Genomic DNA, 12282 nt, shown 5'->3' with positions numbered 1-12282 from the left:
TCACGACCGGACCCAGGATCCTGGCCGGGCCAAGAACGCGCCCGATCACACACTCACACCGCATTTCCGACATCAGATGTCCGCGTAACACTGCTTCTCCTCGGCCCCGCCGGGATGGGTGATCGCGCCATAGCGCGCATCGCCCACCGTCTGGGCATACTTCCACAACGCCCCCGATGTGTAGTCGGTCTTGCGCGGCTGCCACGCCTTGCGCCGCTCGGCGAGTTCGTCCTCGCTCAAGGCCACCTCGAGCGTGCCCTCGACCGCATCGATGGTGATCACGTCGCCATCGCGCAAAAGGCCGATCGGCCCGCCGACGGCGGCCTCCGGCCCGACATGGCCGATGCAGAAGCCGCGCGTCGCCCCCGAAAAGCGGCCATCGGTGATCAACGCCACCTGATCGCCCATGCCCTGGCCATAGATCGCGGCCGTCGTCGCCAGCATCTCGCGCATGCCCGGACCGCCCTTGGGCCCCTCATAGCGGATCACCAGCACCTCGCCGGCCTCGTACTTGCCGTCGCGCACCGCCGCAAAGCATTCTTCCTCGGTATCGAAGCACCGCGCCGGGCCCGAGAACTTGAGCTTCTTCATCCCGGCGACCTTCACGATCGCCCCGTCGGGCGCCAGATTGCCCTTCAGGCCGACGACGCCGCCGGTCTGCGTGATCGCCTTTTCGACCGGATAGACGACGTCCTGCTCGTCGTTCCAGGCAACATGCTCCATGTTTTCGGCCAAAGTGCGGCCGGTCACGGTCATGCAGTCGCCATGCAGATAGCCGCCATCGAGCAGCGCCTTCATCAGAAGCGGAATGCCGCCGGCCTCGAACAGGTCCTTGGCCACATATTTTCCGCCCGGCTTGAGATCGGCCACATAGGGCGTCTTCTTGAAGATCTCGGCAACGTCGAACAGATCGAATTCGATGCCGCATTCATGGGCGATCGCCGGCAGATGCAGCGCCGCATTGGTCGACCCGCCCGAGGCCGCAACCACGGCCGCCGCGTTCTCGAGCGCCTTGCGCGTGACGATGTCGCGCGGCCGGACGTTGCGGGCGATCAGTTCCATCACCTTCTCGCCGGCGGCGAAACCGAACCGGTCGCGGATCTCGTAAGGGGCCGGCGCGCCGCACGAATAGGGCAGCGACAGCCCGATCGCCTCGGCGACGGTGGCCATCGTGTTGGCGGTGAACTGCGCCCCGCACGAGCCGGCCGACGGACAGGCGACCTGCTCGAGTTCGTCGAGGTCCGCATCGCTCATCTTGCCGACCGAATGCATGCCGACCGCCTCGAACACGTCCTGAACGGTCACCTGGCGGCCCTTGAAGGTGCCCGGCAGGATCGACCCGCCATAGATGAACACCGAAGGCACGTTGAGCCGGACCATCGCCATCATCATGCCCGGCAGGGACTTGTCGCAGCCGGCAAGCCCGATCAGCGCGTCATAGCAGTGCCCGCGCATGGTCAGTTCGACCGAATCGGCGATCACGTCGCGGCTGACCAGGGAGGCCTTCATGCCCTGATGGCCCATGGCGATGCCGTCGGTGACGGTGATGGTGGTGAACTCGCGCGGCGTGCCGCTGGCGGCGGCGACGCCCTTCTTGACCACCTGCGCCTGGCGCATCAGCGCGATGTTGCACGGTGCCGCCTCGTTCCAGCAGGTGGCCACGCCCACCAGCGGCTGCGCGATCTCTTCGGCCGACAAACCCATCGCATAAAGGTAGGAGCGGTGCGGTGCCCTGGCCGGACCGACGGTGGTGTAGCGGCTGGGAAGCTTGGATTTGTCGAAAACGGGTTTGTCCATCGGTGGGTCCGGTCCTTGTCGCTGTGCCCGGGCCGGTCGATCGCGCGATCCGGGCAGCGCGCACCGTGGCGTGCGCGCGGTTTTTGACGGAATGTGGGCAGCGGTGCCCGGCGGTGTCTTAGCGGAATTCTTAGCTGGGAACTGTTGCCGAATCGTCACAATCGGCCGCCATTGCCGGGGCCGGACCGGCCCGCATGCCGACAAGGCAGTTAAAGCGCTCCCGGTGCGGAGCGCTTCAAGGACCCGTAAGCCGGCCCGGCCCTGTCGCCCGGCGCGGGGGACGGCCGGTGCGTCTACCAGGTGATGGTCAGACTGCCGCCGAGCGCGAACGCCCAGTCGGCGCCCACCGTTGCCGCCGAATTGGCGCCGGCCGGATCGGCATCGGTCAGATCGGGGTCCATGGCGACCGAACCGGCCGTCAGATAGTTGATGGCGCCGCCAATCTGCAGGCTGGCACGTTCGCCGGACACCGCCACGCCGCCGCCCAGCGTCCAGGTGTCGGTCAGCACATCCTCGGTGGTCGAAACGCCCTGATCCCAGGTCAGGCTGGCCGATGCGGCGACCATTTCCGTGATCTGCCGGCCGACGCCCGCGGTCACGGTCCAGCCATCCTTCCAGAAATACTCGTTCCGGCTCGGCAGCGCTGCGCCGGAGGGGTCGATGGTGTAATCGAGCGTGTCGACCACGCTCCAGTCGGTCCACTTGACCGAACCGAAGACGAGCGTGCCCGGCGCGACGCCCGACTGCACGCTCAACTCGACGCTCTGCGGCGTGGTGCCGACCCCGGAGGTGTCGTAGAGCCCGCTGGGCAGGGCAAATTGCGGATTGGTCGGCGAAGGCGGCGTCAGCGGATCGAAGCCCGGATTGGGAATATAGCCCGAAAAGGTCCCGCCCGGGCTGTGGCTCACCGACGAGCGGTAGAGAAGCTGCGCACGCAGCGCGATCTCCTCGATGGAGAACGCCGCGCCGACGCGGAAGCCCGGCTCGTAGCCGCCATCGAAGTCGAGCGTTCCGAACACCGTATCCTCGGTGTACTGGAAGTTCTCGAGAAAGCCACCGCCGATGATCCAGGCCGTGCCGGGGCCGGCCTGAAATCCGAAAGCACATGTCAGGCCATACTCGTTCGAGGTCAGTTCGACCGACTCGGTCGCATTGGCCGTCGGGATCGGATCGAGCCCCCCGGGACCGTCCAAGTCGACGAAGCGCTGGTCGCTCATGATCTTTTGCGGGCCGTAGACGACATCGGCGCCATAGACCTCAACGAAGGTCCCGGCGCATCGCGCCTTGTCATGAAGGACGACATTGGCCGCAATCGACGGTATGACGTGGTCCCGCGTGAAGTCCGGATCGGTCGCGGGCGCGCCGTTGATCGTCTCGTAGCCGCGCCGCGGCATGACCAGTGTCGCCCCGGCGCGCAAATCGAAACTGCTTTGCTCGTACAAGATGTCGGTGTCGGCGTCCGCGCGACCGAACCCGGCCGCACCGGCGGCGCCGACGCAACCGGCCGCGCCGAGCAGACCCAGAACCAGGACCTTGATTGTCTCGGGCATCCCCATCCCCTCCGAATCGTCTCGGTTCAATTGAACGACAATCCGGCACAGGCGCAACCTTTGCGGAAGCTTTCGCCCATTGCACTTGGCGGACAGGCGGCAATGGGCGTTGATCGCGCATCGCAAATCCCCGATGCCGGGGACTGCGCGACCTGATTCGCAAATAAGTCAATACCTCTTCTTGACGGAATACGGGCAAAAACGCAGGGGGCGCGCGGGCCACTGCAGCGCACAATCACGACTGTTGCGCAATCGCCACAGTAACCGGCGTTTTGGGTTTGCGGTCCTTTGAAGGCCGGCCGCGCCGCCGGCGCAGCGCCGATCGCCGCCCCTCAGAGGCTTTCGATTCGCGCCAGCGCCGCCTGCAGCCTTTCCAGCGATGGCTGCATTTCGGCCAGCTTGTCGCGCTCGGCCTGCACCACCTCGGCCCGCGCATTGGCGACGAACTTGTCGTTGCCGAGCTTTTTTTCGGCGCGGGCGATTTCCTCGCGCGCCTTGCCGATCGCCTTTTCCAGCCGCGCCCGTTCGGCGGCGACATCGATGAGTTCGCCCAGCGGCAGGCAGACCGTCGCCTCGCCCACCACGATCTGCGCGGCGCCCTTGGGCACCTGGCTCTCGATGACGATGTCGGTCACCCGAGCAAGCTGCTTGATCGCCGGATCGTGCCGCAGCAGCCGCCCGCAGGTCTCATCGCCGGCGCCGACCACCACCAGCGGCGCCTTGGCCGAGGGCGGGACATGCATCTCCGAGCGCACCGAGCGGATGCCCGAGACCAGCTCGATCAGCCAGTTGATCTCGGCCGCCGCCGCACGGTCGGCAAGCTCGGGCCCGGGCCAGCGCGCATGGCACAGCAGGCCGTCGCGGTCGCCGGTCAGCGCCCACAACTCCTCGGTCAGGAACGGCATGAACGGGTGCATGAGCTTCAAGATCGCATCGAGCACATGAGCCGCGCAGGCGCGCGACTCGGCCCTGGCCGCCTCGTGCTGGCCGGCGAACACCGGCTTGAGCAGTTCCAGATACCAGTCGCAATAGGTGTTCCAGACGAAACGGTAGACGGCCATGGCGGCCTCGTCGAACCGGTAGCCGGCGATGGCGCGGTCGACCGCATCGACCGTCGCCGACAATTCGGTGAGGATCCAGCGGTTGATCGTCAGTTCGGCGCCGTTCGGATCGAAGTCCGGGGCGGGCGCGACGCCGTTCATCTGGGCAAAGCGCGTGGCGTTCCACAGCTTGTTGCCGAAGGCGCGATAGCCGGCGATGCGGTCGGGGTCGAGCTTGACGTCGCGGCCGGGCGTGGCCATCGAGGCGAGCGTGAAACGCAGCGCGTCCGCCCCGTACTGGTCGATCAGTTCGAGCGGATCGATGACGTTGCCCTTGGACTTGGACATCTTGGCGCCGTGCTTGTCGCGCACCAGCGCATGCACATAGACGGTGTGGAAGGGCTCGATGCCCCTGCCCTCGTCGTCGGTCATGAAGTGCAGCCCCATCATCATCATCCGGGCGACCCAGAAGAAGATGATGTCGAAGCCGGTTACCAGCACCGAGGTCGGATACCAGGTGTCGAGCGCCTCGGTGTTCTCCGGCCAGCCGAGCGTCGAGAACGGCCACAGGGCGGACGAGAACCAGGTGTCGAGGACGTCGGGATCTCTGTAAAGGGGGATCTTAGTCGGCCCATCTTCCGACAATAGAGCCAACGCCTCATTTGAACTTTCAACAAACACAATATCTGACGGATCGGCGACGATTTCCGAATAATATTCGAATGCCTCCCGGCGAACCTCTTCATCATTCCGTCCAACGAATACAGTATTTGCACCTACAGCTTGTGTCTCGGCATAACGCAGGCCTTCCAAGGGTACCAGTTGGGGGCCATACCACGCCGGAATGCGGTGGCCCCACCAGAGCTGGCGCGACACGCACCAGGGCTGGATGTTCTCCATCCATTCGAAATAGGTCTTCTCCCAGTTGCGCGGGACGAACTGCGTGCGTCCCTCGCGCACCGAGGCGATCGCCGGCTCGGCCAGCGTCTTGGCATCGACGAACCACTGGTCCGTCAGCATCGGCTCGATGACCACATGGGAGCGGTCGCCGAAGGGCTGCATGATGCGCTTGGCCTCAACGAAGGGGATCGCATTGCCCTCCTCGTCGGTCGTCATCACCGCCAGCCCCTCGCCGGTGATCTGCTCGACGACGCGCGTGCGCGCCTCGAACCGGTCGAGCCCGCGCAGATCGTCGGGCACCAGATTAATGAGGTCGATAGCGAATTCGAATGCTGAAACGTCTGTCGAATAGGGGTCTGGAAGCAAACCGTGCTTGCTTAGGACATCGTATTTGGCGCGGTCGAAGACATGCTCGCCGAGTTGGTCAGTCGCCGCCAATTCCGTCGCCACCAGAGCTGCTTCTTCGTATGACAGCCCGTCGTCGCGCATGGCGGCTTTCGTGTCCATCAGCCGGTACATCGGGATGGAGCCACGCTTTGCCACTTCATAGTCGTTGAAGTCGTGCGCGCCAGTGATCTTTACCGCGCCCGAGCCGAAATCGGGATCGGGATAGTCGTCCGTGATGATCGGGATCAGCCGCCGGTGCTCCTTCGGTCCGACCGGAATCTCGCACAGTTTGCCGACGATCGGCGCATAGCGCGCGTCATCGGGGTGGACGGCCACCGCACCGTCGCCGAGCATCGTCTCCGGCCGGGTGGTGGCGATGGAGATGTAGTCGCGCGTCTCGCGCAGCGTGACGTTCCCATCGGCGTCCTTTTCGACATAGTCATATGTCGCGCCGCCGGCGAGCGGGTACTTGAAGTGCCACATATGGCCGTCGACCTCGATGTTCTCGACCTCGAGGTCGGAGATCGCGGTCTCGAATTTCGGGTCCCAGTTGACCAGCCGCTTGCCGCGATAGATCAGCCCTTCCCTGTAAAGCCGCACGAAGACCTCGAGCACGGCCTCGGACAGCCCTTCGTCCATGGTGAAGCGCTCGCGCGACCAGTCGCAGGAGGCGCCCAACCGCTTGAGCTGATTGAGGATCTGCCCGCCCGACTCCTCCTTCCACTGCCAGACGCGTTCGACGAACTTGTCGCGGCCCATCTGCCGCCGCGTCATGTTCTCGCCGCTGTCGGCAAGCTGGCGCTCGACCACCATCTGCGTCGCGATGCCGGCATGGTCCATGCCCGGCTGCCACAGCACATTGTTGCCGAGCATGCGCTGATGCCGGATCAGGATGTCCTGCAGCGTGTTGTTGAGCGCATGGCCCATGTGCAGCGAGCCCGTCACGTTGGGCGGCGGAATCACGATGCAATAGGGTTCGGCGCCCTCGCGCGCGCCGGCACCGGCGGCGAAGGCGTTGGCCTTGTCCCATTTGGCGGCAATGCGCGGCTCAACGCCGGCCGCGTCAAAGGTCTTGTCGAGCATGAAATTGATCCGTTCCGGGACGGCGAAATCAGCCGTTCCGCTGTAAACCGGATGCACCCGGCGAAGTCAACAAAGCCTCCGCCGCGCTGCGGTCAGTCCCGGCGCGGCTCGCCGCGCGCGATGCGTTCGATCTCCTCGCGCACCAGCCGCTCGACCATCGAGGGCAGATTGTTGTCGAGCCAGTCCGACAGCATCGGCTTGAGGATGTCCTCGGCCATCTCGGACAGATCGCGTCCGGCCTGCTCGCGCAGCGTCGCCGACAGCGCGTCGAACGACATCTCGACCGACTGGCGCGCCCGGGCCGAGACCAGCGATCCGCCATGCCCGGCCTGCGTCCGTTGCGGAGCCGTGGCGGCCCGCGCCGGCGCGTCGTGACCGGACCCATGATCGGACCCATGACCGGACCATTGCGCCCGCCGCGCCGGCGCATCGGCCTGGCGTGTTCCGGTCGCACTCGCCTTTGGGGATTGTGTGGACATGGCAAGGCCTGCCTTTGCTTGCGCGGGGGCGTCGTCATGGACGATGTCGGGTGCCTGGTCGTTCACCACATGGTCATAGGCCGCGCCATCGTCCGGCCGCTGTTCCGCTTCGGCGCGCCTTGAAAGACCGCCGCCGGGCTCGGGCGCGACGCCGGTCGTCTCCGACAGCACGCTGGCCACCCGGGCAAAGGCGCGGCTGTCGTCCTCGGAAAAGCGCGCCGCGTATTTGCCGCGACGTTCCTCATGGGCCGCGTGCTGAGCGCTGGCCTGGGCGGGCCGGCCATCGGCCGCTGCGCCGCGCGAACGCGCATCGATGACCTCGGCAAAGCTGTCCAGTTCCTCCCGGCTCAACGGCGGCCGCCCGGCCATCGCATCGGCGTCGTTGGGTGCGGCATGGCTACCGCGCAACCGCGGCGCATCGGCGCGCGGCCCGGTCGCCGGCTGCGGCCGGTTGCCGTTGACCGGATGCGGCTCCGGCCCCGCCGAATGCGGCGCGGGAGGCGGCGGATCGAAGACCGGAGCCACCGGCGGCGCGGGCCGTGCGGGCTCCTCGCCCCGATCGATGATGCGCCGGATCGAGGACAGGATTTCGTCCATCGACGGCTGGTCGTCAACTGGCTTGGCTTGGCCCATCGTTCGGTCTGCTCCGCCTCGAACTGCGCGAATCAATGCACAAAGGGTACTCGACACGACGAAAAAAGAGAATCCTGCGCGGGCCGCGCGCGCGGTCGCACACAGGAAAGCGGGGGATGGCGGGGATGCAAGTCAGCTTCGATTGCGTCGGCTGGCCATGTCAGCGCCCGTCGGGCGTGCGCAGTCCGTACCACAGATCCTTGACGGCCTCGTAATGCTCTTCGGGTTCGTGGACCTGCACGTTCAGGCCGAGCCGCTCGGCGCTGAGCCGGCCGATGGCCGAGGCCAGCGCATAGGACGACACGACCAGGTCGCGCTGCGCCTGCACCAGGCCGACCTGCGCGTCGAGCAGGGTCGACTGCGCGTTGAGCACGTCCAGTGTCGTGCGCTGGCCGACATTGCGCTCCTCGACGACACCGTTGAGCGCAAGGCGCGCCGCGCGCACCGATTCGGTGTTCGCGTTGACCGAGACCCGGGAGGCCTCCAGTTGCGTGAAGGCCGAGGCCACCGCCTGGCGCACCTGATCGCGTGCCACGGCCGTTTCGATTCGCGCCTGTCCGAGTTCTTCCTTGTCCTGGCGCACCTGCGCGCTCGCCCGGCCGCCCTGATAGATCGGAATGGTGATCTGTGCGCCGACCGTGGCGCTGGTGCTCGTGCCTGCCTGGGGACCGCCGCTGATCGATGTGCGATCGACCGAGGCGCTCAGCCCCACCTGCGGCAGGAACGCCCCTTCGGCCGCCTTGACGGTGAACAGGCTCGAATCGACGAGCGCGTTGCGCAGAAGGATCGCCGGGTGCTCGTCGAAAGCGATGGCATAGGCCTGATCGAGCGAACCGGGCAGCAGGCGCATCAGCGGCCTGGCCTGCTGCAGCGACCCCGGACGCGTTCCGGTCAGCTGCAGAAAGCTCGCCTCGCTGGTGTCGACCTGTGCCCGCGCGGCGACCAGTTGGGCGCGCGCCGCCGCAAGCTGGGCTTCGGCCTGAGCCACGTCGGTACGCGTGCCCTCGCCGACCTCGAAACGGGCCCGCGCCGCGCGCAGCTGTTCCTGCAGGAATTCGATGTTGCGCGCGCGCAGGCCGGCGATCTGCCGGTTCTGCAGCACGTCCATATAGGTCTGCGCCGTATCGAACAGGATGTTCTGCTCGGTATTGCGCAGGTTCTGGCGTTCGGCGCGCACGCCGGCCTTGGCCGCCCTGACATTGTTCTGGGTCTGAAAGCCGTCGAAGATCGACTGATTGACCTCGATGCCGAAGCTCAACCGCGAGGTCTGCGGTGCGCCGCTCGTCGCGGTCGTGGAAATGCCGGCGGTTCCTGTCACGCGCGGTCGCAGGCCCGACTTGGCGAGCGGCACCGACTCGTCGCGAACGCGCACGCCGGCGCGCGCGGCATTGAGTTCGGAATTGTATTCATAGGCGCGGGCGAGCGCCCCGGTGATCGTCTCTGCGGCCGCTGCCGCGGCCGGCATGGCGACAATCGCAATGGCCGCCAGGCCCGAAACCAGAACGCGTCGCATGCCTACACCCTCAACCCACGCTTGTCGCCGCCACCGCTGCCTTGATACCGGCGCCCCCGCACACAGTGCAAGTTACATTTCTTAACATGGAACAAACGGCGCCGCATTCGGCAAGGCGCCGCCACCGTCCGGCGTCCGTCAGAACACGAATTCGGGCTTGCTCTCGAAGCCCGGCAACGGCTTGACCGCGCAGTTGAAGGCGCGGCGGCTGGACAATATGCCCTCATCGTCACGCAGGTGCAGCATCGCCGCACCGGTCAGCCCGTGGCCCTTGACGGCGACCAGCCGTCCTTCCGGCTTGATCTGCGCGAGCAGCGCATCGGGCACGAAATCCACCGCTCCGCCCACGAAGACGACGTCGAACGGGCCTTCCTCGGCAAGGCCGTCGGCCAACGGACCGGTCACCACGGCCACGCTGTCAAAGCCCTGTGCGCTCAAGATGTCGGTCGCCCTGGCCGCCAGGCCCTCGTCGCATTCAAGTGCGATGACCGCGCCGGCCAGCCGCGACAGGATGGCCGAGGAATAGCCGGTGCCGCAACCGATATCGAGCACCAGGTCGCCCGGCCGCACCTCGGCGAGCTGCACGAGCCTTGCGAACGCCGCCGGCTCCATCATGTAGCGGGCAACGTCATCGCCCTCGTTGAGCAGGATGTCTTCGTCGATATAGGCCAGCGGCCGCAGCCGCGAGGGCACGAACATCTCGCGCGGCACCTCGCGCATCGCCGCAAGCAGCGCCCGGTCGGAGACGTCGGCGACGCGCACCTGACCCTCGACCATTGCATGGCGCAACTGGCTGAAGTCCTGGCCCATGATCCCTTCCCCGCTCGCTCGCCCGCTGCCGGCCGGCTTCCGGTGCGCCGCCGACCGCCGCGCGCCGGTGCCCCACAGCGCACCCGCGCACCCGCACCACAAAGCATGCGAATTCAGTCACATGCCGGAAATTTGGAGGCCTCGCCCGGAATCGAACCGGGGTGCAAGGATTTGCAGTCCTCTGCGTAACCACTCCGCCACGAGGCCCTCGCGCCGATAAGGCCTTGATCCCATATGGTCTTGGCCGACGCCGGTCAACATGCATTGCACAGGAAAGACGCGACGGGGCCGCGCTCGCAAGGCCGCGCTCGCCTCCGGCGGCGAAGCTTCACCGTCCCCGCTGCGCGCCCGTGCGGCGACGGCGCTCCTGCCACACGGCCCATCGCCGGCGCGTGCGCCGCAGGACGTGCAATTCATGCGACAGGATCAGCAGGCCGAGCGGCACCATCCAGAAACCGAGCACGGGCAGGAACCCGAACAGGCCCGCGATCGAAAGGCCGGTGCCCAGCACGATCCGCGAACGGCGTGAGCCGGGCAGCGTGAACCGGCGACCGAACACCGTGAGCACACGGCCCTTTTCGGGCTCTTGCTTCGCTTCCTCCGGTCGATCTTCGCCGGCCTGCCCGACCCGGACCGGTTCGGCTTGGCCGGCACGCGCCGGTGCGTCGATCTGGTCCATGCCGACCCTCGAAACTGACCCTTTAGCCCTCATTTAGGCATCGCGAAACGGCGCTTCAAATGCCCGCGCGCGCCGGCCGGGCCGGCATCGGCCGCGGCCAGCTGCATTTTGCCCCTTTGCAAGGCGGGCGGGGCTCTGTTATAGCGCGCCGGCGATCACGTATTCCCCAGTAGCTCAGCGGTAGAGCGCTCGACTGTTAATCGATCGGTCGCAGGTTCGAATCCTGCCTGGGGAGCCATACGCGGCAGGTCCGTCCCGGACCGTTTCCGCCATCCCGCCGTTCCGAGACCGTCAGGGCAGCGCCTGGTCTATGCCGGGCTTGTATTGGGCGATCGTCTCGGCGCTGGCCCGCAGAGCGGCACGTTCGCCCTCGTCCAGATCGGGCCGCAATTCGGCCGTCACCCCCTGCCGTCCGACGATTCGGGGCAGCGACAGCGGCACGTCGGCAACGCCTTCCACATCGTCGGTCATGGTCGACACGCTCAGGACGGCGCGCTCGTCGCCGATGATGGCATCGGCAATCCGCGCAAGGCCAGCGCCGATTCCGTAATAGGTCGACCCCTTGCCCTTGATGATCGTATAGGCCGCATTGCGCACCGCATCGGTGATCTGCCGGCGCCTGTCCTCGCTCAGCGGCCGCCCGGTCTGCTCGGCGAACGAGGCGACGGGCACATTGCCCGCCATCGCGCTCGACCACACCGCCACCTCGCTGTCGCCATGCTCGCCGAGCACATAGGCATGCACCGACTGCGAGGCGATCCCCAGATGGGTGCCGAGCAGGACGCGAAACCGTGCCGTGTCCAGGATCGTGCCCGAGCCGATCACGCGCTGCGGATCGAGCCCCGAAAAGCGCTGCGCGGCATAGGTCATCAGGTCGACCGGATTGGACGCCACCAGCAATATCGCGTCGGGGGCGACGGCCATCACCGAGCCGACCACGTCGCGGAAGACCCGCGCGTTTCGACCCAGCAGCGCAAGGCGCGTTTCACCGGGCTTCTGGCTGACGCCGGCCGCGATGACGACGATGCCCGCGCCCCGAAGATCGTCATAGCCGCCCGAGCGAACCACAACCGGTGCCGCAAAGGGCACCGCGTGCGAGATGTCCTGCGCGTGGGCGGTGGCCAGTTCCGGTGACTGGTCGACGAGCACAAGCTCGGTTCCCACGCCGCGCAATGCCATTGCATAGGCCGTCGAACTGCCGACCATGCCCGTTCCGACGATGCCGATTCTCATGACGACGGCCCTTTCGTTGTGTGCCTGGCTGCGGCGGTTGCCGCTCCCTTAGTATCCTCGGCGCGCCGCGCGCAAGCGCAACCGGCAAGAGGGTTGATCCAAGCGGCAAATTCCGGCGTAAGCGCGTTCATGACCCCGCATTCGCCCGCCTCGGCGCGTATTCCCATCTGCAAGCTCA

8 protein-coding genes and 2 tRNA genes are annotated in these 12282 nt (G+C 66.7%); 1 reads left to right on the top strand and 9 read right to left on the bottom strand.

What is annotated here, in order from left to right; all coding sequences use genetic code 11:
* Positions 1–72: 72 nt before the first annotated feature.
* The 8 genes from ilvD to RBB34_RS06190 form a co-directional block, all read right to left on the bottom strand.
* Positions 73–1797: a dihydroxy-acid dehydratase gene (ilvD, locus tag RBB34_RS06225; protein ID WP_306118331.1), complete on the bottom strand. Its 1725-nt coding sequence runs from the start codon at positions 1795–1797 to the stop codon at positions 73–75.
* A gap of 293 nt (positions 1798–2090) precedes the next feature.
* Positions 2091–3347, bottom strand: coding sequence for a long-chain fatty acid transporter (locus RBB34_RS06220; protein ID WP_306118330.1), 1257 nt, complete (start codon positions 3345–3347; stop codon positions 2091–2093).
* A gap of 332 nt (positions 3348–3679) precedes the next feature.
* Positions 3680–6757, bottom strand: a complete 3078-nt coding sequence (locus RBB34_RS06215; protein ID WP_306118329.1) for a valine--tRNA ligase — start codon at positions 6755–6757, stop codon at positions 3680–3682.
* A gap of 92 nt (positions 6758–6849) precedes the next feature.
* Positions 6850–7869 carry a DUF2497 domain-containing protein gene (locus RBB34_RS06210; RefSeq protein WP_306118328.1) on the bottom strand — a complete coding sequence of 340 codons (1020 nt, stop codon included), beginning with the start codon at positions 7867–7869 and terminating at the stop codon, positions 6850–6852.
* 160 nt (positions 7870–8029) lie between these two features.
* Positions 8030–9382, bottom strand: a complete 1353-nt coding sequence (locus RBB34_RS06205; RefSeq protein ID WP_306118327.1) for a TolC family outer membrane protein — start codon at positions 9380–9382, stop codon at positions 8030–8032.
* Positions 9383–9520: 138 nt separating this feature from the next.
* Positions 9521–10192, bottom strand: coding sequence for a protein-L-isoaspartate O-methyltransferase (locus tag RBB34_RS06200; protein ID WP_306118326.1), 672 nt, complete (start codon positions 10190–10192; stop codon positions 9521–9523).
* Between the two features lie 133 nt (positions 10193–10325).
* A tRNA-Cys gene (locus tag RBB34_RS06195) sits at positions 10326–10399 on the bottom strand.
* A gap of 121 nt (positions 10400–10520) precedes the next feature.
* Positions 10521–10871 carry a hypothetical protein gene (locus tag RBB34_RS06190; RefSeq protein WP_346432528.1) on the bottom strand — a complete coding sequence of 117 codons (351 nt, stop codon included), beginning with the start codon at positions 10869–10871 and terminating at the stop codon, positions 10521–10523.
* A 163-nt stretch (positions 10872–11034) separates the two neighbouring features.
* Between RBB34_RS06190 and RBB34_RS06185 the strand changes: the two genes are divergently transcribed.
* Positions 11035–11109: transfer RNA gene (locus RBB34_RS06185), tRNA-Asn, on the top strand.
* Between the two features lie 53 nt (positions 11110–11162).
* On the opposite strand, the gene RBB34_RS06180 is transcribed toward RBB34_RS06185, so the two are convergent.
* Complete coding sequence (locus RBB34_RS06180; RefSeq protein ID WP_306118325.1) at positions 11163–12104, bottom strand: L-lactate dehydrogenase; 942 nt, start codon at positions 12102–12104, stop codon at positions 11163–11165.
* Positions 12105–12282 lie beyond the last annotated feature (178 nt).

Origin of the sequence: Roseitalea sp. MMSF_3546 (assembly GCF_030732865.1) — a bacterium.
In the GTDB taxonomy this organism is placed as follows: domain Bacteria; phylum Pseudomonadota; class Alphaproteobacteria; order Rhizobiales; family Rhizobiaceae; genus Roseitalea.
This window is presented reverse-complemented; position numbering and strand designations above follow the sequence as displayed.